Annotated in this window: 22 protein-coding genes; 14 read left to right on the top strand and 8 right to left on the bottom strand. The window is 50.1% G+C overall.

Going from position 1 to position 25,526, the window contains the following annotated elements:
* Window positions 1-2 precede the first annotated feature (2 nt).
* Window positions 3-254: a hypothetical protein gene (locus tag MKQ68_RS18455; RefSeq protein WP_264280402.1), complete on the top strand. Its 252-nt coding sequence runs from the start codon at window positions 3-5 to the stop codon at window positions 252-254.
* Between the two features lie 213 nt (window positions 255-467).
* Window positions 468-1,007, top strand: a complete 540-nt coding sequence (locus tag MKQ68_RS18450; protein ID WP_264280401.1) for an RNA polymerase sigma factor — start codon at window positions 468-470, stop codon at window positions 1,005-1,007.
* 183 nt (window positions 1,008-1,190) lie between these two features.
* Here MKQ68_RS18450 and MKQ68_RS18445 read toward each other — a convergent pair whose 3' ends face one another.
* From MKQ68_RS18445 to dnaB, 3 genes are all read right to left on the bottom strand, one after another.
* Window positions 1,191-1,844 carry an RsmE family RNA methyltransferase gene (locus MKQ68_RS18445; protein WP_264280400.1) on the bottom strand — a complete coding sequence of 218 codons (654 nt, stop codon included), beginning with the start codon at window positions 1,842-1,844 and terminating at the stop codon, window positions 1,191-1,193.
* Window positions 1,756-3,255 carry an MATE family efflux transporter gene (locus MKQ68_RS18440; RefSeq protein ID WP_264280399.1) on the bottom strand — a complete coding sequence of 500 codons (1,500 nt, stop codon included), beginning with the start codon at window positions 3,253-3,255 and terminating at the stop codon, window positions 1,756-1,758. Before MKQ68_RS18440 ends, MKQ68_RS18445 begins: the two co-directional genes overlap by 89 nt.
* Window positions 3,256-3,334: 79 nt before the next feature.
* Complete coding sequence (gene dnaB, locus MKQ68_RS18435) at window positions 3,335-4,909, bottom strand: replicative DNA helicase (protein ID WP_264280398.1); 1,575 nt, start codon at window positions 4,907-4,909, stop codon at window positions 3,335-3,337.
* Between the two features lie 482 nt (window positions 4,910-5,391).
* On the opposite strand from dnaB, the gene pheT reads away from it, so the two are divergent.
* From pheT to MKQ68_RS18400, 7 genes are all read left to right on the top strand, one after another.
* Window positions 5,392-7,881, top strand: coding sequence for a phenylalanine--tRNA ligase subunit beta (pheT, locus tag MKQ68_RS18430; protein WP_264280397.1), 2,490 nt, complete (start codon window positions 5,392-5,394; stop codon window positions 7,879-7,881).
* Between the two features lie 2 nt (window positions 7,882-7,883).
* Window positions 7,884-8,186, top strand: coding sequence for a hypothetical protein (locus MKQ68_RS18425; protein WP_264280396.1), 303 nt, complete (start codon window positions 7,884-7,886; stop codon window positions 8,184-8,186).
* A gap of 84 nt (window positions 8,187-8,270) precedes the next feature.
* Window positions 8,271-8,564: a cell division protein ZapA gene (locus MKQ68_RS18420; RefSeq protein WP_244842281.1), complete on the top strand. Its 294-nt coding sequence runs from the start codon at window positions 8,271-8,273 to the stop codon at window positions 8,562-8,564.
* Window positions 8,565-8,706: 142 nt separating this feature from the next.
* Window positions 8,707-10,269: a ribonuclease Y gene (gene rny, locus MKQ68_RS18415; RefSeq protein WP_264280395.1), complete on the top strand. Its 1,563-nt coding sequence runs from the start codon at window positions 8,707-8,709 to the stop codon at window positions 10,267-10,269.
* Between the two features lie 331 nt (window positions 10,270-10,600).
* Window positions 10,601-11,203 (top strand): 3-keto-disaccharide hydrolase, encoded by a 603-nt coding sequence (locus MKQ68_RS18410; RefSeq protein WP_264280394.1) that lies wholly within the window; start codon window positions 10,601-10,603, stop codon window positions 11,201-11,203.
* Window positions 11,204-11,281: 78 nt separating this feature from the next.
* On the top strand, window positions 11,282-12,079 hold the full coding sequence (locus MKQ68_RS18405) for an SDR family oxidoreductase (protein WP_244842277.1): 798 nt from the start codon (window positions 11,282-11,284) through the stop codon (window positions 12,077-12,079).
* A 27-nt stretch (window positions 12,080-12,106) separates the two neighbouring features.
* Complete coding sequence (locus tag MKQ68_RS18400) at window positions 12,107-13,180, top strand: VOC family protein (RefSeq protein ID WP_264280393.1); 1,074 nt, start codon at window positions 12,107-12,109, stop codon at window positions 13,178-13,180.
* 72 nt (window positions 13,181-13,252) lie between these two features.
* On the opposite strand, the gene MKQ68_RS18395 is transcribed toward MKQ68_RS18400, so the two are convergent.
* Window positions 13,253-14,350: a 1-acyl-sn-glycerol-3-phosphate acyltransferase gene (locus MKQ68_RS18395; RefSeq protein WP_264280392.1), complete on the bottom strand. Its 1,098-nt coding sequence runs from the start codon at window positions 14,348-14,350 to the stop codon at window positions 13,253-13,255.
* A gap of 257 nt (window positions 14,351-14,607) precedes the next feature.
* Between MKQ68_RS18395 and MKQ68_RS18390 the strand changes: the two genes are divergently transcribed.
* The gene (locus MKQ68_RS18390; RefSeq protein WP_264280391.1) at window positions 14,608-15,450 is read left to right on the top strand and encodes an endonuclease/exonuclease/phosphatase family protein; all 843 of its coding nucleotides are present in this window, start codon (window positions 14,608-14,610) and stop codon (window positions 15,448-15,450) included.
* A gap of 107 nt (window positions 15,451-15,557) precedes the next feature.
* Here the strand turns inward: MKQ68_RS18390 and scpB are convergent, their stop codons facing one another.
* The 4 genes from scpB to MKQ68_RS18370 all read right to left on the bottom strand — a co-directional run bounded on the left by scpB (window position 15,558) and on the right by MKQ68_RS18370 (window position 20,266).
* Window positions 15,558-16,805 carry an SMC-Scp complex subunit ScpB gene (gene scpB, locus MKQ68_RS18385; RefSeq protein WP_264280390.1) on the bottom strand — a complete coding sequence of 416 codons (1,248 nt, stop codon included), beginning with the start codon at window positions 16,803-16,805 and terminating at the stop codon, window positions 15,558-15,560.
* 135 nt (window positions 16,806-16,940) lie between these two features.
* The gene (gene atpG, locus MKQ68_RS18380) at window positions 16,941-17,825 is read right to left on the bottom strand and encodes an ATP synthase F1 subunit gamma (RefSeq protein ID WP_264280389.1); all 885 of its coding nucleotides are present in this window, start codon (window positions 17,823-17,825) and stop codon (window positions 16,941-16,943) included.
* A gap of 627 nt (window positions 17,826-18,452) precedes the next feature.
* Window positions 18,453-19,223, bottom strand: coding sequence for a TerC family protein (locus MKQ68_RS18375; protein ID WP_244842269.1), 771 nt, complete (start codon window positions 19,221-19,223; stop codon window positions 18,453-18,455).
* Between the two features lie 17 nt (window positions 19,224-19,240).
* Window positions 19,241-20,266, bottom strand: a complete 1,026-nt coding sequence (locus MKQ68_RS18370) for a quinone-dependent dihydroorotate dehydrogenase (protein WP_264280388.1) — start codon at window positions 20,264-20,266, stop codon at window positions 19,241-19,243.
* A 128-nt stretch (window positions 20,267-20,394) separates the two neighbouring features.
* Between MKQ68_RS18370 and MKQ68_RS18365 the strand changes: the two genes are divergently transcribed.
* From MKQ68_RS18365 to MKQ68_RS18350, 4 genes are all read left to right on the top strand, one after another.
* On the top strand, window positions 20,395-20,934 hold the full coding sequence (locus MKQ68_RS18365) for an RNA polymerase sigma-70 factor (protein ID WP_264280387.1): 540 nt from the start codon (window positions 20,395-20,397) through the stop codon (window positions 20,932-20,934).
* 47 nt (window positions 20,935-20,981) lie between these two features.
* Window positions 20,982-21,953, top strand: a complete 972-nt coding sequence (locus MKQ68_RS18360; protein WP_264280386.1) for a FecR family protein — start codon at window positions 20,982-20,984, stop codon at window positions 21,951-21,953.
* Window positions 21,954-22,014: 61 nt separating this feature from the next.
* A complete protein-coding gene (locus MKQ68_RS18355; protein ID WP_264280385.1) occupies window positions 22,015-24,621 on the top strand; it encodes a TonB-dependent receptor in 2,607 nt (868 codons plus the stop codon).
* A gap of 6 nt (window positions 24,622-24,627) precedes the next feature.
* Window positions 24,628-25,482: a DUF4249 domain-containing protein gene (locus tag MKQ68_RS18350; protein WP_244842257.1), complete on the top strand. Its 855-nt coding sequence runs from the start codon at window positions 24,628-24,630 to the stop codon at window positions 25,480-25,482.
* The last annotated feature ends 44 nt before the right edge of the window (window positions 25,483-25,526 follow it).

The raw sequence follows: 25,526 nt of genomic DNA, 5'->3' as shown, positions 1-25,526 counted from the left end.
ACATGGAAGAATCCTCTTCAAAACGTATCAGTAAAACTTATACCGAAAGTAATCCACTGGCTGATTCGCTGGCTATTAGCTATATGTTACGTTCGCTGTATGATAGGGTAGCCGCCATTTACGGACACGTAAAAGCTGAAGATTTCATTTATCATGTAATGGCCCGCTTCCAGGAACAACACCTCAACGGCACACTCGAATCCGTAGATATGCATTTTATGGACGACATTCTCGAACTGCTTGAACAGGAATGATCCCCGCTTTATTAAGCGTTACAACATTCTTAAAATTAATTGCCTGCAATTAAAATTTCGTTACATTTACTCAGTCGATCACCCATATTGGTCGAAATATTTTTCCCCCGCAGTATATGCATTCCAATTAGCATTCAAAGACCATATAACGTTCCAATCTTAGCCTGACAGCAATCAACCAAACCCTTTCCCAACCTGGTTAAAATCCTACTTATGGATCAAGTGGACGAGGAGCTGCTTTTGCAATGCGCGAAAGCCGACGATCAGCTCGCACAGCAGATGCTTTACGAACGTTACGTTAAACTGCTGGTATATGAAGCCAACCTTATTCTTGGTGACGAAGAAGATGCTAAAGACGTCGTACACGATTTCTTCGTGGATTTCTTTGCAAAAAAAAGGCATGTAAATATTAAGGAAAACCTTGGTGGTTATCTGTATAAAGCCGTGCGCTATTGTTGCATGATCGTGCTAAGGCGCCGTCAGTATCGCGGACAGTTCGCGGAAAGCTACAAACATATCAAGGAGCAGGTGTGCAATGTTACACCTGGCGAAGGCCGGGAAATCCGGGAGAACTTCGATCAGTTGCTGGCAGGTATGTCGCGCCAGCCGGCGCGTGCTTTAAAGCTATACCTGGAAAGCGATTTGCGCCGCAAACAGGTGGCAGTAGCAATGGGTATATCTGATAATACGGTTAAAACACACATCTCGTCAGGTATAAAAGTATTGCGCAAAAAGATGGCAGAGATGCGTTAGTCAGCGTTTATAATGTAGTCGTATTTATCCCATACTGAGCCTGAAGATATGTATAGCGGATCTGATCCTGAACACAGCACCGTAAAAAGACACAGCTGTCTGATAGTAATTTGCTAATGAATACATGGCCGCAGGAGCGGGTTGTTGCAGGTGTAAACAACTCCGTTTCCTGTGTTCCATATTTTAGCGGTTGGCCGCGGCCAGCAGCGTAGCGCCGACCATACCAGCCGTTTCTGTGCGTAACCGGGTATTACCCAGCGACACCGGAATAAAACCGCGCGACAGTGCATCCGTAATTTCTTCAGGCGTAAAGTCTCCCTCCGGACCAATAAGCAGCATCGCATCGTTGCCGGGTTTTGCCGCATCGAGTAAATGTGTTTTACTTTCCGGCAGGCAGTGTGCAATAAACGCCTGTTGCGGCAAGCCGCCTGCCACCAGTTTATCGAACGCTACCGGTTCCGACAGCTGCGGCAAAAAGAATTGCTGCGACTGGAGCATGGCCGATACGAGTATATTTTCAAAACGTTCTGCCTTAAATTTTTCTCTTTCTGTACGCGTAGTAACGATTGGTGTGATGTGCGTAATGCCGATCTCCACCGCCTTTTCCAGGAACCACTCCATACGCGATACATTTTTCGTGAACGCGATCGCAATATGCAGCATGCAAGGCGGCGCGGGCACTGCCGATACACTATCGATGTTCAGCACACATTTTTTGCGATTGTCGTCCGCAATAACAGCTTCGTACTTATTGCCGGAACCATCTGCCAGCAAAACACGCCCGCCTCTCTCCATGCGCAGCACTTGTATGCAGTACTTGGATGTAGGCTCGTCCATCGTATAAGATGGCTGTGTAGGTGTTAATCCCTTTGCGTAAAAGATATGCATGCGGCAAAATTAAGCGGTTGCTTCCAGTTTTTTTGTTTTGTAATGAAAACGGAAGAACAGCAATATCGATGCGACCATCAATCCGATGGAAAGTCCCCACCAGACGCCCTGTACACCATAGCCTAAGGTAAAGCCGAGCAGCCATGCTACCGGCAAACCAAGTACCCAGTATGCCAGGAAGGTAATGATCGTAGGCAACTGCACATCTCCCAGTCCGCGTAACACACCCAATCCGACTACCTGTGTACCATCGAACAGCTGGAAGAATGCCGATCACGATCAACTGTGCGGCGATCGCAATGACACCGGGATCGCTGATGTAGAACGACGGCAATACCTGGCAAAAAATCAGGAAAAACAACGCGGTAACGCTCATTAGCACTAACACCATGTGGTAACTGGCAATCGCGCTGTGACGAAGCCCAGTGAAGTCTTTTCTGCCTAAATTATTACCGCTGCGAATACCGGCTGCGGAAGAAACGCCGCTGGCCATCATGTACGTCATAGACGCCAGTGAGATCGCGATCTGGTGTGCCGCCAGTTCCGCTGCGCCAATCCATCCCACGAGAATAGCCGCTCCGCCAAAGGCGCTTACTTCGAATACACCTTGCAGCGCGATCGGGGTGCCAATACGGGTGATTTTCCGGATGGACGCCCAGTCGTATCCGCCAGAGCGGAAGGTGGTCAGGTAGGGCTTAAAATGCTTTGCTTTCAGTACATACCAGGCCATGGTGATGCCCATCAGTATCCTGTCGGTTAAGGTAGCAATGCCCACACCGAGTACGCCCATTTTCGGGAAACCAAACCAGCCGAATACCAGCGTTACACCGATGAAAATGTTCAACAGGTTACCGGCGATACTGATGTTCATCGCCTGTTTGGTAAAGCCGAGGCCTTCTGCAAATTGTTTAAAAGTGAGATACACCATCAGGGGTATCATCGATACGGCGAGGAATACCAGGAAGGGTTTTGCTTGTGCAGCCACGCCTGCCTCCTGGCCCATGTACCCGATAAAGTGCGCGCCCAGTAATATCACGCCGCAAAGGAGGATGCCGGTAAGAATGTTTACCAGTAAACTATGCCCGAGCAAGTGTCCGCACGAGTCGCGGTCGCCGCGGCCGTTGGCCTGTGCGATCAGTGGCGTTAAGCCGTACGACATACCAATACCGCACACCAAAAAGGTGGTGAACATGCTGTTGCCTAATGATACGGCTGCCAGCGGTACTTTACCGGTGTGGCCGATGATCAGGCTGTCAGAAAGGCCCACGAGGGTGTGCCCTAATTGGGAGATAACAACGGGATAGGCTAAAAAGAAATTGTCTTTATAATGTTCCCGGTACTTGTAATAAATCCGTCTCATTTTTTCTCATAAATAATTGCCATAAAAAAAGCCAGCATCCGGAGAAGATGCTGGCCTGGTAATGTCTTGGTGCGTTCAGTTAGAACGGCGCATCGCCAAAGGTTTCATCTTCGAAATCCATATCATTCATCTTCGATCCCTTCTGGATATAAAGTTTTGCTTCATCGGTAGGATTGCCACGCATGCCTGCGAAAGAGTTGCCGCCACCGCCTGGTGCGCCGCCGCCGAAACCGTCTACAGGACCATCGTCCTCAAAACGCTGGAACTCCAGGATGGCGCGGAGTTTAACGGTGTCGAGCTGACCGTTACGGTGTTTGGCTATACGCACGTGGGTTTCACCTTTGTTGGATTCGCCCATTTCGTTGGTGGTGATCTCGTAGTATTCGGGACGGTAAAGGAACAATACCATGTCCGCATCCTGCTCGATCGCACCCGATTCACGAAGGTCACTCAGCTGCGGCATCTTGTTACCGTCTTTACGTTTCTCCACATCACGACTCAACTGCGACAGTGCGATTACCGGTACGTGCAGTTCCTTCGCCATACCTTTCAGGTCGCGGGAGATCTTGGAGATCTCCTGCTCACGGTTGCTGTTCTTGCCGTCGGCGCTACCGCTCATCAGCTGCAGGTAGTCGATGATTACGATACCTACGCCATTATTGTGTACCAGCCTTCTGCACTTGGCGCGCAGCTCGAAGATGTTCAGCGAAGGCGTATCATCGATAAAGATCGGTGCTTTCGCCAGGCGTTCGATACCACGTGTCATCAGGATGCGCATCTCGGTTTCGTCCAGCTTACCACGGGTGATCTTTTCCAGTTTGATTTCAGATTCTGCGGAAAGGATACGTTGTACCAGCTGTCCGGACGACATCTCCAGCGAGAAAATCGCAGAGCCTTTGCCGTGTGTGGGGTGAAGGGCTGCGTTCCTGGCCAGGTTCAACGCGAACGCGGTTTTACCCACCGCGGGACGTGCTGCCAGGATGATCAAATCGGTTGGCTGCCATCCGTAAGTGATCTTATCCAACGTCGGGAAGCCGGAAGGCACCCCTGTCATTTCCTCGCCTTTGTTACGGAGGTCCTCGATACGTTTAATGGTATTCACCAATATCTTATCGATGGAGTCGTAGTTCTTGCGAAGGTGGTTATTAGTGATTTCGAATAATTTAGATTCGGCTGAGTCCAGCAGGTCGAACACGTCGGCCGTATCCTCATAGGACTCGGAGAGAATTTCTCCGGAGATGCGGATCAGCTCGCGCTGGATGAACTTCTGCAGTACGATACGCGCATGCGCTTCGATGTTGGCAGAGGATACTACCATGTTGGTAAGCCTGGTCACGAAGAACGGACCGCCCACCTGCTCCAGCTCGCCGGAAGACTTTAATTCTTCCACCACGGTGAGGATGTCAACGGGCATGGACTTACCAGCCAGCCTTAACATGCTGGAAAAGATCCGCTGGTGCGCATCCACGTAAAAGCAGTCAGGCTTCAGGATCTCGATCACCGTATCGAACGCTCCTTTTTCAAGCATGAGGGCTCCCAGCACTGCTTCCTCCAGTTCTTTCGACTGGGGAGGAATCTTGCCGTAGACCATAGTGGAGAGATCGACCGATGGTTTCTTCCTGAAATTCCTGTCCTTCTTAAGATTGACGTCCATTTATCGCGTGGGCTTAAAATGTGTTAATAAAAGCTCGTTACTGTAGTCCGCTGCTTTGGCTTACAATTTTTGCATTTCTGTTTGTTCTGTAGTGGCACAATTAACAAATTGTAAATTTTTTGGAGCCGGGTCGACTAAGGTAAAGGCTTTTTTCATTTAATCAAGTTTGCAACCTGACTAAAGTTATTCGTGCGAAACGAACACGCTATACCACAGCAAAACACGGGTTATCCACCATTGCGCCTACGGTTATCCACAAAGAGCGTCAGTAATCCCCTTACAAATGTCCTTTATAAACATTACCTGTGCAAAAAGAATTTACGGAAATTGCTCACTAAAAAACGCTGGGCCGCAAAAGCTTATTTGTTAACTTTACGCGGCGCGGAGCGACTCAAAGGGGCGCAAAGATGCGACATTACATCGATTATCAAAAATTTTAAAAAGCAGCGCGAGCTAAGTCGCCTGTATACAGACAACTACAAATGACAATCTCGTACAATTGGTTATGTGAATATTTACCGGTAAAGCCTGCCCCGGAACAACTTTCTACCATCCTCACGTCTATCGGACTGGAAGTAGAAAGCCTGGAAGCTTTCGAAAGTGTTAAAGGCAGCCTCGAAGGGCTGGTAATAGGAGAGGTGTTGCATGTGGAAAAACACCCTAACGCGGATAAACTGCGTATAACCCAGGTAAATATAGGTGGTGCGGAACCGTTAGGCATCGTATGCGGTGCCCCTAACGTGGCGGTAGGCCAAAAGGTGGTTGTAGCCCCCATTGGTACAACCATTTACCCGCTCAGCGGCGAGCCGCTGACCATGAAAAAGGCCAAGATCCGTGGTGAAGAAAGCAACGGTATGATCTGCGCCGAAGACGAAATTGGTCTGGGTACCAGCCATGACGGCATCCTGGTATTAGATCCATCCCTGGTGCCGGGTACGCCTGCCCGTGAGGTGTTTAAACCAGTGCAGGACATGATCTTCGAGATTGGCCTCACACCTAACCGCATGGATGCAATGAGCCATATGGGCGTTGCTCGCGACGTATGCGCCTGGCTGAACAATCACGAAAACACAGACAAGCATAAAATCGTACTACCGGCAGCGTGGCCGGAAGGCGCATCTTTCACCAATAAACTGGCGGAAGTAGCGGCTGCGCCTGCGCGTGACCTGGCCACTTTTCCTGCTCCCGCACATATTATGGTGGAAGTGGAAAACCAGGCCGATTGTCCCCGTTATAGCGGTGTACTCATTTCGGGTATTAAGGTGGCGGATTCGCCTGAATGGCTCAAGAATCGCCTGCTGGCCATCGGCGTTCGCCCGATCAATAATATAGTAGATATCACCAACTTCGTACTGCACGAAACCGGCCAGCCCCTGCATGCATTCGATGTGGCGGCGATCAAAGGAGGTAAAGTGGTGGTGAAAAACCTGCCACAGGGTACAGCTTTCGTTACGCTCGATGATAAAGAACGTAAGCTGGACGCCCGTGACCTCATGATCTGTAATGGAGAAGGAGAAGGCATGTGTATTGCCGGCGTGTTTGGCGGTGTTAAGTCTGGTGTTTCCGCAACGACTACCGACATCTTCCTCGAAAGTGCCTGGTTTGCTCCGGGTACAGTAAGGGCTACTTCAGTGCGCCATGGTTTACGTACGGACGCGGCTACCCGTTTCGAAAAAGGGGTGGACATCAGCAACGTGGTAAACGTACTGGAGCGTGCCGCCGCATTGATCGCGGAACTGGGGGGCGGACAAATTGCCTCCCCGGTAACCGACGTATACCCGCAGCCGAAAGCTAAAACCGAGGTGGCTTTCACGTATGCTTACGTACACCGCCTGAGCGGCAATAATTACCCCGTCGATAAAATACTGAACATACTCACCAGCCTGGGCTTCGAAGTGTTATCCAAGGATGATGCCGGTGCCCGTGTAGCCGTGCCGTTCTCTAAACCCGACATCTCCATCCCGGCAGATATTGTGGAAGAGGTGATGCGCATCGATGGGCTGGACAATATCCTGATTCCGCCAGCGATTACCATTGCACCGAGCGTGCAGGCGCAGCCAGACAAGGAGCGCATCCGTGAGAAGGTGGGTAGTTACCTGGCAGCGAATGGTTTTATGGAGATTTTTACCAACTCCATTACGAACAGCCAGTACTACGACGCCACCACGCAGGAAACGCTGGTGAAAATGCTGAACAACCTGAGCGTGGAGCTGGATACCATGCGTCCGTCGATGTTGGAAACGGGCTTGGAAAGCGTTGCCTATAACCTGAACAGGAAGAACGAAAACCTGCTGTTCTTCGAAACCGGCAAAACCTACAAGCAAATAGCAGTTGGTAACTACGAAGAGAAAGAACACCTGGCTTTATACCTGACCGGCGATAAACTGCCGGAAAACTGGATGCACAAGTCTCAGAAGGTAGATTTCTATTTCCTGAAAGGATTCGTACTCAATGTGTTCCGCCAGTTAGGCGTAGAGCTGTCGCAGATTGTGGAGGCTACCGTGCCGCACCTGCAACAGGCGTTCGAACTGAAAGTGAAAAACAAAGTGATCGGTGTAATGGGCAGCGTATCGCCCCAGCGCCTGAAAACATTCGATATTAAGCAGCCTGTTTGGTATGCCGACATTTACTGGGACGTGGTGTTAGGTTCCCTGCAGAAGGCCGACCGCTTCTATGTGGAGATACCAAAATTCCCGGCCATTCGCCGCGACCTGGCGTTGGTGCTGGACAAATCGGTGAAGTTTGCTGCCGTGGAAGAAGCTGCGAAGGGCGTGAAGTCCTCGCTGCTGCAGCAGGTGAACCTGTTCGACGTGTTCGAGAGCGAAAAGCTGGGTGCGAACAAAAAGTCGTACGCCATCAGCTTCACCTTCCAGGACCCGCAGAAAACGTTGACAGACAAGGATGTAGATGGCGTAATGAACAAGCTGGTGAAAGCATTTGAGTCACAATTGCAAGCAGAGATCCGTAAATAACGATGGAACTGGAACAGCACATACAACGCATTGAAGAAAAGACGCACCTGCTGCTGAAGAAACTGCAGCAGGTGCAGTCCGACAATGAACTGCTTCACGCCGAGATCGATGCGAAGGAGCAGGAACTGTCGCTGGCCCAGAAAGCCATTGGTAATTTGGAAGATAAGCTGAAGCTGGCCAGGATTGCCAGTGTAACACAAGGGGCGCCTTCTGCCGAAGACGAAGAGTTTAAGAAGGAGATCCGCCGCAAGATCAATGACTATATCGCGGAGATCGACCGCTGTATTGCCATGTTGAACTCCTGAAATATGCGATTTTGCTTGGCAATTTGCTCTAAAATGTTAATATTGTACAAACAAGCACTAATTACTTGCAGGTAAAATTGAAACATGGAGCAGCTGATACCCGTTAACATTGTGGTGGCCGACCGGGCTTACCGCATTAAGATCAGGCCGGAGGAGGAGGAAGATGTGCGCCGCATTATGAAGGAGGTGAATGAAAAGATCGTTGAATTTAAAGCGGCGTTTGCCGGTAAAGATATTCAGGATTATATAGCCATGGCGCTTATCATGTACGCCACCCATCCCGTTACGAGCGGCGGAAAAGCCCAGGCCAGCGTGGCCCCCTTCCTGTCAGAAAAGTTACAACATCTTGAAAATCTGTTGAGTGAAGGCCTGAAATAGCCTCTCTCCCGAACCTAAAATATTCATTCTCTGGCGGTTTGCTGCTAAATTTTTGTATTTTCGCGGGTCGTTAACGGCCCCTTACCCTGAAAAGCAGCAGTGGCAAGGGATTTAATCAAAAAACAATCTAAAAACACCATAAATGGAGATCGCATATATATTAATAGCCGCAATAGTGGCGCTAGGTGTAGGTATTGGACTCGGAAAGATCATTTTCGCAAAAAGTACCCAGCATAAAATAGACGAGGCGGAAATTCAGGCCAAAAAGATCGTATCGGAGGCAGAGATAAAAGGCGAAACAATTAAGAAAGACCGCATGCTCGAAGCAAAAGAGAAGTTTCTCCAGCTGAAAGCAGAGCACGAAAAAGAAGTGCTGCAGCGTAACCAGAAAGTGAACGAAGGCGAAAACCGTATTAAACAGAAAGAGCAGAGCCTGAACCAGAAGAACGAACAGCTGTCTAAACAGGTTGCCGAGAACGAAGCCATCAAAGAAAACCTGGCCCGCCAGATCGAACTGGTAAATATCAAACGTTCCGAACTGGAAAAACACCAGGAAGAACACATCCGCCGCCTCGAAAAGGTAGCCGGCCTTACCGCAGAAGAAGCCCGCAACCAGCTGGTAGAAAGCCTGAAAGAAGAAGCCCGCTCTACCGCCTTCGCCCACATCCAGGAGATCGTGGAAGAAGCCAAGCTGAAAGCCAACAAGGAAGCTAAGAAAATCATTATACAGTCCATCCAGCGTACGGCTGCCGAGCAGACCATCGAAAACGCCATTACGGTGTTTAACCTGGAAAGTGACGAGATCAAAGGTCAGATCATTGGTCGTGAAGGTCGTAACATCCGTGCGATTGAAGCGGCTACCGGCGTCGACCTTATCGTTGACGATACCCCTGAAGCAATTGTACTCTCTTCCTTCGACCCATTACGTCGTGAAATCGCCCGCCTGTCGCTGCAACGCCTTGTACAGGACGGTCGTATCCACCCTGCACGTATCGAAGAAGTAGTGGATAAAACCAAACGCCAGCTGGAAGAGCAGGTGATGGAAATCGGTGAAAGAACAGTAATCGAGCTGGGCATTCACGGTTTGCATAAAGAGCTGGTGCGCATGGTAGGTAAAATGCGTTTCCGTTCCTCTTACGGTCAGAACCTGCTGATGCACTCCAAAGAAACCGCCAACCTTTGCGGTATCATGGCGGCAGAGCTGGGCCTGAACCCGAAACTGGCCAAACGCGCAGGTCTGCTGCACGATATTGGTAAAGTGCCTGATGAAGAAACGGAACTGAGCCATGCCCTTTTAGGTGCAAAACTGGCAGAGAAATACGGTGAACACCCTGCAGTAGTGAACGCTATCGGCGCCCACCACGATGAAATGGAAATGGCTTACGTTATCTCCCCGATCATCCAGGCCTGTGACGCCATTTCCGGTGCCCGCCCTGGCGCCCGCCGCGAGATCATGCAGAGCTATTTACAGCGTATTAAGGACCTGGAAAACCTCGCCATGGCTTACGATGGTGTAGAGAAAGCTTATGCTATCCAGGCAGGCCGCGAACTGCGTGTGATCGTAGAAAGCGACAAAGTGACCGACAATGACGCAGATCGCCTCTCCTTCGAAATCGCTACCAAGATCCAGACCGAGATGCAGTATCCCGGCCAGATCAAAGTAACCGTGATCCGCGAGCGCAGAGCCGTGAACGTAGCAAGATAATACCTAACCTTAAGTCTATATCAGCAATGAGGCGCTCCGTAACGGGGCGCCTTTTTATTGAACGCATAAAATGAACATGCCTGAAACATCCTGTTTACAGGCTTTTCCGGGGAATACCCCTATTGAAACACAGGCCTGGTAAGCGCTATGCCCTTTCGAGGCCCTTTCCGGGCCCTTTCCGTATTTTTGGACCAAAATAAGATATGTTGATTATCAATTGATTAGCGAAAAGGCTGTTTTTTGCATCTTACGACCGTCGCGCCCGTCATTCTCCCTGCCATTTCTCCGGCAGATTTGCTATCTTACCCTTTCCAAAAAATCAGTTTATAGTATGAAACTCACGTCATTGCTGTTTGCAGCGTTTATGCTGTTTAGCGGAGCCATGCAGGCCCAGAAGAAACAATCACTTTTTAACGGAAAGGACCTCAAAGGTTGGCAGGTGTACGGTACCGAAAAATGGTACGTAGAAAACGGAGAGCTCATCTGCGAGAGCGGACCCGATAAACAGTACGGCTACCTCGCTACCGACAAGAAATTCAAAGACTTTGAACTCACCGTAGAATTTAAACAGGAAGCCAATGGCAACAGCGGCGTGTTCTTCCATTCCTCCATCGAGGGTACAAAGATCACCGGCTGGCAGGCGGAAGTAGCGCCTCCGGGTATGTTTAGCGGCGGTATTTACGAATCGTATGGTCGTGGTTGGCTTATTAAGCCGGAAGCAGAAAAGGACAAGGCGCTGAAGATGGGTGAATGGAATACTATGAAAGTGCGCGTGAAAGGTAACAACGTTACCACCTGGATTAACGGCCAGGAAATGATTACGCTGGATGATGAAAAGATTGGTAGCAGAGATGGTCAGATCGCGCTGCAGATTCACTCGGGCGGTGGCATCAAAGTAAAGTGGAGAAAGTTGTATATCACCGAATTGAAATAAGGTACAGAAAGCCGCCCGACCGGGCGGTTTTTTTGTTTTAGCGCGTCATATGTTGAAAAAGGGTGCTAACTTGCCGCGATGTATTTTTCCAATAAGATAGTACTGATTACCGGCGCCAGTTCTGGCATCGGTAAGGCGCTGGCCCTGGAGCTGGCTAAACAACAGGCAAAACTCATACTTACTGCACGCCGCGCCGAAGTGCTGGCCGAAGTACAGGAGGAGTGCCTGCAATACACGCAGCACTGTAAACTACTCAGTTTCGATCTCACCGATAGCGCACAAATCGCGCCCAAAGCGGCCGAAGCATTACAGCTGTTCGGCGGCCTGGATGTACTGATCAACAACGCCGGCGTAAGCCAACGTTCCCCGGTAACGGATACCGCACCGGAGGTAGATCGCCAGATCATGGAGATCAACTTCTTTTCAGCCGTAAATCTTACCAAAGCCTTACTACCACATTTTGTAAAGCAGGGGCATGGGCACATTATTGTGATGAGCAGCATGGCCGGACTGATGGGCTTCCCGTTACGCTCTGCTTACTCGGCAGCCAAACATGCACTGCATGGCTTTTTTGAAACGTTCCAAACGGAGCAGCCGGTGAAAGACTTGCATACGCTCATCGTTTGTCCGGGCCGCATTAATACGCCAATATCACTTTCTGCATTAACCGGCAGCGGACAGCAACACGGTAAAATGGATGACGGTCAAAAGAACGGTATACCAGCCGACAAGTGTGCGCAGATCATTCTGCGGGCGGCAGAAAAGAAGAAGAAACTCATCAAAATTGCAAAAGAAGAAAAGATATTGCTCGCCATCAAACGTGTGCTGCCATCCCTTTACTATCGGATCGCGCACAAGGCCGGCATGAAACCATAACTGTATCTCGTAAAACAATAGCTCGATATGTCACAAACTGCTTTTTCAGACTGTATCACCGGTGTACAACAGATTGGTGTAGGCGTTAAAGATCTGCAGACGTCCAAGTTCTGGTACAAGAAATTCCTGGGAATGGAAGTATTGGTATTTGATGATAAGGCCGACGCGCCTTTGATGACCATTTATACCGGTGGAAAGGTGCATTCCCGCCACGCCCTGCTAACGCTGAACATTGCCGGCGGCGGTGGTATGGAAGTATGGCAGTATGTGAGCAGAACACCTGTTTCGGCCGATTTCGCCGTATCCTTCGGCGACCTGGGCACCTTTGCCGCCAAAATAAAATGTAACGACATTGATGCCGCGCATCGCTTTTACCTGGCCGAAAACGCTACAGTATCTGCCATCATGGAAAGCGCACACGGCTCCCGTCACTTCTGGCTCACAGACCCGCATGGCAATTACTTTAATATCGTAGAAGGCCACGACTGGTTCCGCGATCCGGCCCCTACGCATAACGTGGGTGGTGTTTACGGCGCGGTGATCGGTGTGAGTGATATCGATAAGGCGTTGAAACTGTACCGCGATGTACTCGGCATTAATGAAGTGGTGTACGACGTAACCGGCCAGTTTAAAGACGTGCCGCAGCCTGCGTATGCCGGCGAAAAATACCGTCGTGTATTACTGCGTAAAAGAGGAAAAGAGAATGGCGCTTTCAGCCGCCTGTTAGGTGGTGTGGAAATCGAACTGGTGCAATGCCTGGAACGTACGCCGCGTAAAATATTCGAAGGCCGTTACTGGGGTGATCTCGGTTTCATTCACCTCTGCTTCGACGTGATCGATATGGCTAAACTGAAGCAACAGGCCGCCGCTGCAGGCTTTCCGTTCACGATCGATAGCGCCGATTCGTTCTCGATGGGACAAGCCGCCGGTCGTTTCGCGTACCTGGAAGATCCGGATGGTACTTACATCGAACTGGTTGAGACGCACAAAGTACCGATACTCAAAAAGATCGGCTGGTTCCTGGACCTTACCAAACGTAAAGTACAGAAGCCGCTGCCCAACTGGATGATCGGTTGTATGGCCTGGAGTAAAGTGAAATAAGATATGAAAAGGGGCTGACCATTAAGTTTGGTCAGCCCCTTTTCTATTATGCTTTCAGAAGGAAAGGCCATATTACTTTTTAAACAATCCCCTCAGGTAGATGCGATCCTCCGCTTTGAGTTTACCATAGTTCATGATGCGCCACCATGCATCGCGGAACTTGCCAACCGTCCAGCCCAATAATGGTAAGGCAACGATGCCCAGTAATCCCCAAACACCCAGCCAGATGCAGGAAAGGGCAGACAGCAGTAATGCATAAATCAGGTAAGCGATCATCAGCAAGCCTAAAAATACGGAGCCGTAGAAGACGGTTTTATTGGTTTTTTTACGTGCGAAGTTGCGCACCGGATAGTAGAATGGTGCGTTGATCAAATAGCCTGCAAGCGCCGGGATAGCCAGTACCAATGCCGTCAGGAACGAGAATAATAGTTGCCCGCCGTTCCAGGCGATGGCTTTGTGGCCTGGCGTAGTAAAGAAGGATAAACGCTCTTTTGGTGTTTGTTGCAGTTGATCGCCCATGGCATGCAGCACGTCCTTATCGGTGGCAGGCGCATTGAACAACATGGCGGCATACGCTGCGGCGTAAGTGGCGTCTTCGTTCGGGAAATGGAAGATTTGTGCTTCCATACTTTCGGTGAGTACGCGGTTTACCTGTAAAGGGTTCACCATGCCCTTTGCTGCTTCTACCGTTTTAGCGCTGATAGGATCACCGACATTGATGTAGATGCTGCTGTTAAAGTCTTTGAACGAGCTATAGTTAACGCCGATCGGCAGTATAGTTAAATCCGCGGTGTCAGCCTCAGCCCAGGCACTGATGGCCATGCGGGCCGTGCCTTTTTTTAACGGGCGAAGTTTCCATTCATGAATACAAAGGCCTTCTGCGAAGATGAGCACGATACCGTTCTTACGGAAGATCTGCTGACAGCGCTCGAAGGTTTCATCGTTTTGTCCCATATTTTCCTTGCCTTCACTTAACCGGAAGATAGGAATGTTGTGCAGGGCCTCCAGCAGTTTGCGGGCCACGGGTTTTTTGAACGCGTCGCCGCGGGCCAGGAAGTACATGTCGCGATTGAACAACGCGCCTAATATCATGGCGTCGAGGAAGGAGCCGGAGTGATTAACTGCCAGCAGCAGCGGGCCTTTCAGCTTAGTAAAATCATAACCGCGCATATGCAGGCGGTTAGTGAAAATGCTTAAAGCAGTGCGGCAGGTATATTTAGCGTATAAGTATAACAAGGTCGTAATAAAATTGCTGGGCAAGATAACTAAAATATACCATTCCTGCCCCTGGCCAGGCCAGTGCAGCAATAGCTGAAGTGTGCGACGCAAGCAAAGCCGGATAGCGATACAGACGCCGGTGACCAGCTCCCTTAACCGTCCGTTAATATTACGGGGCTAACTTTGCCAATACATTATATCTTTAAGCTATGAAGCAAATACTGACTGCCTTATTTTTACTGTTGGCTTGTGCATCGAACACCGAGGCGCAGCGGATGAATGTAGCGACTTACAATGTACGTTTTGATAACCCGAGAGATTCCGGTAACCTTTGGAAAGATCGTAAAGCGGCGCTGATTAACCTGGTGCGTTTTCATGACTTCGATATTTTCGGTACCCAGGAAGGTTTTAAGAGCCAGCTGGATGATATTGTGCATGCATTACCAGCATACGAACGTTATGGCAAGGGCCGCGACAATGGCATGGATGCTGGCGAGCATTCTGCTATTTTCTTTAAGAAGGATAAGTTTAAACTGCTGGATAAAGGCGACTTCTGGCTGTCTGAAACGCCCGATAAACCTGGCAAAGGCTGGGATGCTACCTGCTGCAACCGCATCTGTTCGTGGGTATACCTGCAGGATGTTGCCAGCAAAAAGAAGTTCTACTTTTTTAATGTACATTATGATCACCAGGGCCAGGTTGCCCGTAGGGAAAGCAGCAAGTTGATCCTCGCGAAGATCGCTGCCATCGCCGGTAAAACGCCAGCCATCCTCACCGGTGACTTTAACGCAAAACCTGATAGCGAACCTTACCAGCTGCTTGCTACTTCCAAATCGATTAAGGATACATATAGCATGGTGAAGGTGCCTTACGCGAACAACTCGTCTTACAACGGTTTCGGCCGCGACCTGGACGGTGAAGGCGTTATCGATCACATCTTCGTAACGCCGCAGTTCAGCGTGTATAAATGGGGTATCCTGACAGATACTTACGTAGGCAAATTTCCGTCGGATCACTTTCCGGTGCTTACGGTGGTGGAGTTGAAGAAATAAGTGTTATATAATTTTGGAAGCCGCAGCCTGGCGACATCCTACCATGGCTCTTATTGGAGAGCTATATAAACGAAGAAGCCGGTCGTAGTGACCGGCTTCTTTTATGATTAGTTCTTTGGTTTGTTGTTGTCTTCGTCTTCGTCTTCGTCTTCGTCTTTGTCAGAGGAGTGTTTGTCATCGTCATCATCTTCATCATCTTCATCATCTTCATCGTCTTCATCGTCTTCATCTTCATCATCCTCGTCCTCATCTTCATCGTCGCCATCCTCATCGTCTTCGTTATCCTCATCTTCATCATCCTCGTCCTCATCTTCATCATCTTCATCTTCGCCATCCTCATCGTCTTCGTTATCCTCATCTACTTCCTCGTCGTCCTCATCTGCATCGTCTTCATTATCCTCGCGCTGATCATCCTCACCTCCCTCACCTCGCGACTCAGCTTCTTCAGCGTCACTCACACCTTCTTCAGATTCGCTATCGTTAGCCTCTTCGGCCTCACTCACAACTCCAGCTTCTACTACCAGGTCCTCCTCTCCATTCACCAAATCATCCTCCCCATCGACTTCATCCTCCACCACTTCCGACGCACCTACAATTTCCTCCGGCTCCTCATCACCCTCGCCTTCATCGGAAGCCTCGTAATGCGGCTCTACCGAATCGTCGATCATCAGGGTGGTCGTTTCGGTCAGCTCACCGTTCTCCGATACGATGAAGTGTCCATCGGCTTCGAGTTCGGCTTCTGTTTCTACTGGTACGGCGGTCGGACTGTCTTCTGCCTGGTCCATCAGGGTGGGCTGTACGTATTCTTCCTCGAACACTTCTTTCAGTTTGGGCAGATCGGCGGGGGAGTTGATGCCGAAATAGTCCATGAAGGCCTTGGAAGTTTTATATAACAGGGGTTTGCCGGGCAGGTCTTCGCTGCGGCCGGATATGATGATCAGTTCTTTTTCCAGCAGTTTGGTGATGGAGTAATCCGTGCTTACGCCGCGGATATGTTCTATTTCACCTTTGGAAATCGGCTGCCTGTAAGCAATGATCGCCAGTGTTTCCAGCGCGGCGGTCGATAAACGTTTCAGGTATTTTTCGCCGTTGAGCTGGGCAACGGTCTGGTAATAAGCGCGTTTGGTAAGAAACTGGTAGCCGCCGCCGCTTTCGCGTACCTCGAAGGCATAAAACTCCGACTGGTATTTTTCAGCGATAGCTTCAATGGCGGTTTCTACCTGCTCCTGCGAAGCACGGTCTTCCAAAAAGGCCAGTGCATTGTTAAGCAGTTCGAGTATGTCCGTAACCGGAAGGGGACGGTCGGCGGCAAAAATCAGGGCTTCCACATGTGGGATGAGCTGAGAGATTTCCATATCGGTTCTTACACTTTGAAATTCCCGGGAACCTGCGCCCCCGGCGTAAAAGAAAAAAGTCAAAGACCGAAAATACAGTCTTTGACCTTATTCGAAAAATATAAAATAAATGCTGTTGATTTCTTGTGTATAAGATTATCCCACCAGGGCAGCAGCACCACTTACGATCTCGGTCAGCTCGGTAGTGATCGCAGCCTGACGTGCACGGTTGTAAGATATCTTCAGGGTACGGAGGATTTCCGCAGCGTTTTCAGATGCTTTATCCATCGCGGTCATACGGGCGCCATGCTCAGAAGCCTGGCCATCCAGTACGGCTTTGAAGAACTGCGTGTTCAGGATTTTCGGCATCAGTTCGGCGATCAGTACACCTTTTTCTGGTTCGAAGATGTAATCTGCTTTACGGCCTTTGCCAGCAGTGTTCTCTACTTTCGCGATCGGCAGGAACTGCTCGGCAGTGAAGATTTGTGTTGCCGCGTTACGGAACTGGCTGTAAACTATTTCTACTGCGTCGAAGTCACCTTTCGTGTAACCTTCCATTGCTACACCTGCAGCGCTTTTCACAGCGTCGAAAGACAAGCCTGCGAAAATGTGCCAGTGTGAGCTGATCACGTTGTAACCAGCTTTCGCAAACGCTTCGTAACCTTTTTTGCCGATTGGCAGGATGGTTACATTGCCTTTTGCATACTGGTCCGCGTATTTCTCACGGATGGTTTGTTTGGCCAGCTTGATGATGTTGGAGTTGTAAGCGCCGCAGAGACCCCTGTCGGAGGTAACTACCACGATCAGTACCTTTTCTACCTGCCTAACAGCCGCCAGTGACATTTCCAGCTCACCTTCGGTGTTGCTCACGATGTTTTGGAGCATCTCCTGCAACTTCACCGCGTAAGGGCGCATTTGCTGGATGGCATCCTGCGCACGGCGCAGCTTTGCAGCACTCACCATTTTCATGGCTTTCGTGATCTGCTGTGTAGATTGTACAGATTTTATACGGTTGCGAACTTCTTTAAGCTGTCCAGACATATAATTATATGGATTTATATAAAAGGGCGTAGCCCCTCTTTTTCGGGTGCAAAGGTAAGTAAACGACCAGTAATTCGGAAATACCCGGCAGGGTTTAATTTTTTTCCTTGTTAACCGGCCTCCGAACTCGTTTCAGCCGCCGTTGTATCACTCACTGGCCGGCATCATGTGTTTGCCAGCGTGAAGACCGGGTGCGCATATTTGCTTCTCTTCGGTTAAAATTGACGACAGAGAAACGAGGGTAATATCCTACCACCATCTTTGCGCCATCCTTGCATGATTCTTCGTTAATCCTTCGTAGATCCTTCGTATATTGTTCGTATATTCTTCGTATACATACGAACAATATACGAAAGATATACCTAATATTAACGAAGGATATACGAAGGATACGTGAATTATCCAGCAGGGATGCGGCTTCCCGGTAGCAAGGCTGACAGGGCCATAGAGGACGCCTGGGAAAACTGATGGGGTAGGGATGATGTTATTTTAACATGTTGACGAAAATGGGTAAAACCGGCGAGGTGTGCGACGCAACGGGGGCTCAGGAGAGGGTTAAAGCTGGTTACATCCATAAAAAAAGCCCGGCCTTAACGACCGGGCTTTGGACTAACTTATTGATAATAACTACTCTTCTATCTTGGGCTGGCGCAGTTCCACCGGCTTCTGGGTATTTTTGCGCATTTTCATGTTCAGGAGTTCAACCAGGAAGGAAAAGGCCATGGCGAAGTATACATAGTTCTTCAGGTGCAGGTCGTGGGCTGCTTCGGCGCTCCAGCCTTCTACGATCAACACCACGCCCACCATTACCAGGAAGGAGAGGGCCAGCATTTTGAAAGTAGGGTGTTTGTGGATGAAGTCGCTGATGCGGGGCGCGAACAGGAACATGACAAACATGGCGATTATTACCGCAATGATCATAATAGGTACATGTTTGGCCAGGCCCACGGCGGTAATGATACTGTCGAACGAGAAAACGGTGTCGATGAGGATGATTTGTCCGATCACTTTGGCCAGTTTGGCATTGCCGCCTTTAGCGTTTTCGTTGAGGGTGGCCTCTTCTTCACCTTCCAGCTTGTGGTGAATTTCCATGGTGGTTTTGATCAGCAGGAACAAACCACCACCGAGCATGATGAGGTCGCGCAGGCTGAAACCGTGGCCGGCAATGGTAAATAAAGGGTGTACGGCCCTTACGATGTACCCGATGCACAGCAGCAGTATTACGCGTACGCCGATGCCGGTAAACATCCAGATGCGGCGCGCCGTCAGCCGTTTTTCTACCGGCAGGCGGTTCATGACAATGGATACGAAAATTACGTTATCGATACCCAGCACGACTTCCATGAGTATGAGGGTAAAGAGGCTGATAATGGCATCAGCCGTCAGGAATTGTTCCATGATTTATTGGGTTGAGTTTATTTTTTGAGTCCCGAGCAGATTTTTTTCACAATGGCAGGCCCCTCGTAGATGAAGCCCGTGTACACCTGCACCAAAACCGCGCCAGCGTCCAGCTTTTCCTGGGCGTCTTCGGCGGTAAAGATGCCGCCTACGGCGATAATGGGGATGCTGCCGCCCGATTTACGGTGGATGTACCGGATCACTTCGGTAGCCTTTTCTTTCACCGGCAACCCGCTCAGTCCGCCCATGCCGATCTTTTCCACTTCGGCGTTGGGGGTGGCAAGCCCTTCCCGGCTGATCGTGGTATTGGTGGCCACGATGCCGGCCAGTTTGGTTTCGTTAACGATTTCGACGATATCGTCCAGCTGCTCCGGGGTGAGGTCCGGTGCTATTTTAAGCAGGATGGGTTTCGCTTTTGGTTTGGCCGCATTAATCGTTTGCAGGTGGTGCAGCAGCTGTTTCAGCGGCTCCTTTTCCTGCAGGGCGCGTAAACCGGGGGTATTGGGCGAGCTCACGTTTACCACGAAATAGTCTACGCCATCATATAAGGCATGAAAACATTTCTCGTAGTCGCTTACCGCATCCTCGTTCGGCGTAAGTTTGTTTTTACCGATGTTGCCGCCCACGATGATGTTCGACTTGCGCAGGGCCAGTCGTTTCGCAGCTGCTTTAGCGCCCTCGTTGTTAAAGCCCATACGGTTAATGAGCGCCTGGTCGGCCGGCAGGCGAAACAGCCTGGGCTGCTCGTTACCGGGCTGGCCCACAGGCGTTACGGTACCGATTTCCACGAAACCGAAGCCGAGGTCCGACAGCTCATCGATGTATTTGGCGTCTTTATCAAACCCGGCAGCAAGGCCTACAGGGTTTTTGAAAGTGAGTCCGAACACTTCGCGCTGAAGGCCGGTATCATCCGGGCGACAAAAAGAGCCCAGCAGGTTTTTGCCCAGGGGCAAACCATGCATCACTTTTAAACCACGCATTACGCCGTGGTGAATGCTTTCAGGAGGAAAGCAGAAGAGTATTTTTTTAATTAATCCGTACATGCGTGGTGCAAAGATAAAGTATCGTTAAATATCACATATATATTACCTTTCGCTAATTATTACTATAATTCAGCCCCGCACCTTGATTTTTGGGGAAGGCGGGTTACATTTGTCGCGTTAATCGCACCATGGAGTTACGGGAATTTGAACAGATATTTAAGGAGCATCACCCGCACTGCCTCTCGTTCGCCATACATTATACCGGCGATCCGTTGGAGGGAGAGGAGATCGTACAGCTCGTGTTTACCCAGTTATGGGAGAAACGCGCGGCTATCGCGATCACCGGCTCCGTAAAGTCTTACCTGTTCACCGCAATCCGTAACACCGCCATCAGCCAGTGGCGCAAGCAGCAGGTACGCAGTGGCAAGGAAACGGACTTCGGCTTGTCGCAGTCCACCGCCTCCGACAATGTGATACAGGCCCGCGAGCTGGAACGAATGCTGCACCAGGCCTTGCAGAAATTACCGGAGCGCTGTCGCGAGGTATTCGTGCTGAGCCGCCAGCAACACCTGAAGTATGCCGAAATAGCCACTGTTATGGACATCTCCGTTAAAACCGTCGAAAACCAGATGGGCAAGGCGTTAAAGATCCTGCACGGGGAACTGAAGGAGTATTTGCCACTGATTTTGATGTTGATAGCGATCGCAAAAAAAGTTAAACCGGCGTAGGGGGCTCAGGCTCCGTTAAGCGTCTATTATAAAAGTTACACTGTTTCATGAACGAATTGCATCCCGACGAGGCGCTCTACACGTTGCTCTGCAAGTACCTGCTTAACGAAGCGGACGGGCTGGAGCGGCAGTGGGTTGATACCTGGAGAGCCGACAACGCTGCCAACGAGGCGGTGCTGGAAGGGGTGCGTAAAATGCTGGAGGCGCCCGCGCCCGTGCAAACGGTGGTGAATACCGAGGCCTCCTGGCAACGGCTGTTAAACACTATTCAGCCCGAAGGGGCCAAAGTGGTAGCGATGCCCGGGCGCAAACAACGCCGCTGGTTGCCTGCCGCCGCGGTAATACTGGCCATTGTGGCCGCCGGGGTAGGTGTGTGGAACCTCACTTCCGGGCCAGGGGAAAAAACACTGGTGTTCAATGGCGTGCAGGAGCAGGTACTGCCCGATGGCAGTAAGGTGCGACTGGACAGTGCCTCCGAACTTCGGGTGGCGCAGGATTTCGGTAAAAAGGAACGACGGGTTTACCTGAAGGGCAAGGCTTTCTTTGATATAACGGCAGACGAGCAGCATCCTTTCGAAGTGCAGATGAACGAGGATATGATGGTAAGGGTACTGGGTACACAGTTTTCGATCGATTTTCGCGAGAACAGGCCGCTGGATATTCATGTAACCAGTGGTAAGATCATGGTGATGAATAACAAGGAGCAACGCAGCCTGGTGATGACGCCCGGCATGTTACTCCGGCAGCCCGAGCCGAACCGCAAGCCTTACATTGTAGACCATGTGGTGGATGTGGAAAAGCTTGAACTCAGTTTTGAAGATGCGCCACTCAGCGATGTGATCGAAACCGTAGAGGCGATCTACAACGTGAAGTTTGAAGTGAAAGATACCGGTTTGCTGAAAACGCCTATAACAACGAACTTCAATAACCGCCCGATAGCAGAAGTGGTGGAAACGCTGGCCTATATGAATGGCATTTCCATTACACAAAAAGCCCCCGGAATTTACATTGTAGAATAACAGTAACCGCTATAACTACCGCCTTATAATGAAACCGCTTGCCAGGAAACTGCTTTTGGGTATGCTTTTACTGTATTTTCCGTTGCAGTCGTGGGCCTGGAACTGGCGCACGCGTGTTTCCCTCTCTGTTAAACAACAACCTTTATCCGAAGTATGCCGTCAGTTAGGTAAAACCTATGGCATCCAGTTTTCGTACAGCCGCGACGTCGTGCGTATGTCGCAAATGGTGGATGTAGATGTGCGTAATGTATCGCTAAAACGCCTGATGGAACTGGTGTTCGACGAAAACGGCGTTGAATACAAACGCATTGGCGAACAGATCGTACTTACGGCTAAAAAGAAGGAACAACGAACGATCAGCGGTTACGCGGAAGATGCGATCACCGGCGAAAAGCTGATTGGCGTTACTGTGTATTCGCCGCTGTTACAGGTAGGCACTGTTTCCAACCAATATGGGTTTTACAGTCTGACCACGAAAAGAGATACGCTTACGCTGATCGCCACTTACATCGGTTACGAACCGGTGATGATCAGCCTGAAAGATAAATCGAGCCGGCAGCTGAAGGTGCAGCTTAAGCCTTCCAATACCTTAAAGCAGGTGGAGGTGACGGAATCGGCTCCGAAACTGCAGGACCAAACGCAGATGAGTCGCATCAGTATACCGCTATCGCAGGTGAAAACAATGCCGAAATTGTTAGGCGAAGAGGATGTGCTGCGAACGATGATGGCAATGCCCGGCGTGAGTGGCGGTCGCGATGGGGTGAGTGGCATGAACGTACGGGGTGGCAGTCCGGAACAAAACCTGGTATTACTGGATGGTACACCGGTGTATAATCCGTCGCACCTTTTTGGTATTTACTCTGTGTTTCACCCCGACCTGGTGAAGAACGTGGAGCTGTATAAAGGCGCTTTCCCGGCACGCTATGGCGGACGATTATCGTCCGTAACAGATGTCTCCCTCAAAGACGGCGATATGCATAAGTATCGCTGGGAGGCCTCTGCAGGCTTACTCTCGGGCAAGTTTATCGTAGAAGGGCCTATCTGGAAAAATAAAACGTCGTTCGTACTCACCGGTCGCCGTTCCCTGGCCGACCTGTACATGCAACCCTTCGTGGAAAAGAACCTCGACGTGGGCGATAACGGTGAGTTTGGTGTGATGTTTTATGATGCGAACATCAAGATTAACCACATCTTTTCGCCGCGCGATCGTTTGTTCATTAGCGCCTATGGCGGACAGGATAATATGAAATTGCTCACCGACAAGGAATATAACGATTCTTTTGGCGACAAGAGTTACCAGGAAATGCTGAATTTTAGGCTGGGATGGGGCAATCAGATCTACTCGCTGCGCTGGAATCACCTGTACAATCCGCGGTTGTTCTCGAACCTGACAGCCAGTTTTTCTCAATACTTTTTCCTCACCGATTACCGGTATAAATACGAATCGTTCCGCGTACCGGAAAAGGATAACCTGTTCGGTAAATACTACTCCCGCACCCAGAACGGATCGTTGAAGCTTGATTACGACTATCGTCCGCACCCGAACCACGTGGTGCGTTTCGGTTTGCAGGGCGCCTATCACATTTTTGAACCCGGCATCACCCAGTTCAGCAGCCAGGAGAACGATGTGTACGACACGGCGTATAATAAAGAAAAACCGGGCGGACTCGAACTGTCTATGTATGCCGAAGACGACTGGCGGATTTCCGATTCTTTGCACCTGAACCTGGGGTTACACATTTCCGCATTTATGATCTTCCCGGAATGGTATCGCTCCGTGCAGCCCCGGCTGGGCTTCCGGTACATGCTGCCGCGCAACTGGGCCATGAAGTGGACGTATACGAAGATGGTGCAGTACATTCATTTGTTGTCGAACAACAGTACTTATTTGCCGACAGATTTATGGGTGCCCGTAACCGACAAAGTGCGGCCCATGATATCGAACCAGGTGGCGCTTGGATTGGCGAAGACGAGTAAGGACAAACAGTACGAATTATCGCTGGAAGCCTATTACAAAACCATGCAGAACGTGATCGAGTACGAGGAGCAGGCAGGTAATTTTCAGTCGGCCACCAAGAGCTGGGATGAAAAAGTAGTCATAGGACAAGGCAGCAGTTATGGCTTTGAACTGCTGGCGCAAAAGAAGGCCGGTCGTACACAGGCAACAGTCGGCTACACCCTGTCGCGCTCGCGGCGTAGCTTTCCGAACATCAACAATGGTAAAATATTTCCTTACAAATACGATCACCTGCACGACCTGGAGCTGATGTTATCCCACCGTTTTGAAAAGAACTGGGAGCTGTCGGCCAACTGGATGTACATGTCTGGCATGCCGTTAACACTGGCTTCCGCGAGTTATGAGCCGGCACCGGGAAGTTCGCCTTACGATCCGCCATTGCTGCCGGGTAGCGGGCAGGTAGATTATGTGGGGGATAGGAATACATTACGCACGATGGACCAGCACCGGCTGGACCTTAGTGTGTCGTATAACTGGCAGCGTAAAAAGTTCGACTATTCGATGAACATGAGTGTGTACAATGTGTATAACCGCAAGAATCCGTTTTACTATTACTATAAGTATGACGAGAACATGGGCAGGCGCGATCTTACTCAGTTTACACTGCTGCCTGTATTACCAAGTTTAACATTTTCCATACGCGCTAAATAGTGTAGCATGAAAAAGGTATTATTTAGTTTGATAGGATTATTTGTACTGGCCGTCACCGCTTGCGAAAAGAAAGTGGATGTGGATGTGCCTTACGCCGGTGATAAAATTGTGGTAAACACTTTTATGCAGGCCGATAGCCCGGTGTATATTCGCGTAACGCGCAGCACGCGGCCCGGAGCGGTAAACTTCGAGGAACTGGTAGCTGCCGATGTGCAGTTGCTGGAAGATGGGGTAGCCATTCCCGTTACACGCCAGGTGATCAATAGCGTGGGCTATTTTGTATCAGCCAGAAACGTGAAATATGGCAGTAGCTACGAAGTAACCGCCATACATAATGGGCTGGAGCCCATCGTGGCGAAGGATTCGTTGCCACTGGCACCCATCGCCGGTAACGTGGCTGCCTTTGCTGGCGGCAGTCGGCTCAACTTCGAACTGCAGGACCGTAGCGATGTCGTGAACTACTACCGCATCCGTGTATATGCGGCGGAAGAAGTAAATGGCGCGGTGGTGATAAAGACCGCCTTAAAAGTACGATTCGATGCGTCCTACAACAGTGATTTCATGAACGTGATCAGCCCGCAATATTTTGAGACGAACGTTATTAACGACGAGCGGTTCAATGGTCGCAAACTCACCATCTTCATGCAAACGGAAAAAGCGGTACCGGCCGGTCAGCAACTTATACTGGAAATTACTTCCCTCACCCCGGCCGCTTACAACTACCTCAGAAGTTTTGATATACAGGTGACTAACAGCGGTAATGTGCTCACCGACGCCTCCAAAGTGTACACCAATGTTATGGGTGGTTACGGCATTGTGGCGGGTATAAACAGCGTGCGTTTACCGTTCAAAGCCAACTAGGTTTACCCTGCGCTTAAATTGAACACAATACCTTAAATTTGGTA

Source organism: Chitinophaga horti, assembly GCF_022867795.2.
GTDB lineage: Bacteria > Bacteroidota > Bacteroidia > Chitinophagales > Chitinophagaceae > Chitinophaga > Chitinophaga horti.
Note: the sequence above shows the minus strand (reverse complement) of the source record. Positions and strands in the feature narration are given on the sequence as shown.

Excerpts from the sequence above, each read along its gene's own strand:
- MKQ68_RS18440 (WP_264280399.1), bottom strand. The coding sequence starts at position 3,255 with ATGAGACGGATTTATTACAAGTACCGGGAACATTATAAAGACAATTTC.
- MKQ68_RS18455 (WP_264280402.1), top strand. The coding sequence starts at position 3 with ATGGAAGAATCCTCTTCAAAACGTATCAGTAAAACTTATACCGAAAGT.
- MKQ68_RS18445 (WP_264280400.1), bottom strand. The coding sequence starts at position 1,844 with ATGGACGAGCCTACATCCAAGTACTGCATACAAGTGCTGCGCATGGAG.
- MKQ68_RS18450 (WP_264280401.1), top strand. The coding sequence starts at position 468 with ATGGATCAAGTGGACGAGGAGCTGCTTTTGCAATGCGCGAAAGCCGAC.
- scpB (WP_264280390.1), bottom strand. The coding sequence starts at position 16,805 with ATGGAAATCTCTCAGCTCATCCCACATGTGGAAGCCCTGATTTTTGCC.
- MKQ68_RS18420 (WP_244842281.1), top strand. The coding sequence starts at position 8,271 with ATGGAGCAGCTGATACCCGTTAACATTGTGGTGGCCGACCGGGCTTAC.
- MKQ68_RS18365 (WP_264280387.1), top strand. The coding sequence starts at position 20,395 with ATGGAGTTACGGGAATTTGAACAGATATTTAAGGAGCATCACCCGCAC.
- MKQ68_RS18405 (WP_244842277.1), top strand. The coding sequence starts at position 11,282 with ATGTATTTTTCCAATAAGATAGTACTGATTACCGGCGCCAGTTCTGGC.
- atpG (WP_264280389.1), bottom strand. The coding sequence starts at position 17,825 with ATGTCTGGACAGCTTAAAGAAGTTCGCAACCGTATAAAATCTGTACAA.
- MKQ68_RS18370 (WP_264280388.1), bottom strand. The coding sequence starts at position 20,266 with ATGTACGGATTAATTAAAAAAATACTCTTCTGCTTTCCTCCTGAAAGC.
- MKQ68_RS18390 (WP_264280391.1), top strand. The coding sequence starts at position 14,608 with ATGAAGCAAATACTGACTGCCTTATTTTTACTGTTGGCTTGTGCATCG.
- MKQ68_RS18375 (WP_244842269.1), bottom strand. The coding sequence starts at position 19,223 with ATGGAACAATTCCTGACGGCTGATGCCATTATCAGCCTCTTTACCCTC.
- MKQ68_RS18355 (WP_264280385.1), top strand. The coding sequence starts at position 22,015 with ATGCTTTTACTGTATTTTCCGTTGCAGTCGTGGGCCTGGAACTGGCGC.
- MKQ68_RS18400 (WP_264280393.1), top strand. The coding sequence starts at position 12,107 with ATGTCACAAACTGCTTTTTCAGACTGTATCACCGGTGTACAACAGATT.
- MKQ68_RS18360 (WP_264280386.1), top strand. The coding sequence starts at position 20,982 with ATGAACGAATTGCATCCCGACGAGGCGCTCTACACGTTGCTCTGCAAG.
- MKQ68_RS18395 (WP_264280392.1), bottom strand. The coding sequence starts at position 14,350 with ATGCGCGGTTATGATTTTACTAAGCTGAAAGGCCCGCTGCTGCTGGCA.
- MKQ68_RS18410 (WP_264280394.1), top strand. The coding sequence starts at position 10,601 with ATGAAACTCACGTCATTGCTGTTTGCAGCGTTTATGCTGTTTAGCGGA.
- pheT (WP_264280397.1), top strand. The coding sequence starts at position 5,392 with ATGACAATCTCGTACAATTGGTTATGTGAATATTTACCGGTAAAGCCT.
- MKQ68_RS18425 (WP_264280396.1), top strand. The coding sequence starts at position 7,884 with ATGGAACTGGAACAGCACATACAACGCATTGAAGAAAAGACGCACCTG.
- dnaB (WP_264280398.1), bottom strand. The coding sequence starts at position 4,909 with ATGGACGTCAATCTTAAGAAGGACAGGAATTTCAGGAAGAAACCATCG.
- MKQ68_RS18350 (WP_244842257.1), top strand. The coding sequence starts at position 24,628 with ATGAAAAAGGTATTATTTAGTTTGATAGGATTATTTGTACTGGCCGTC.
- rny (WP_264280395.1), top strand. The coding sequence starts at position 8,707 with ATGGAGATCGCATATATATTAATAGCCGCAATAGTGGCGCTAGGTGTA.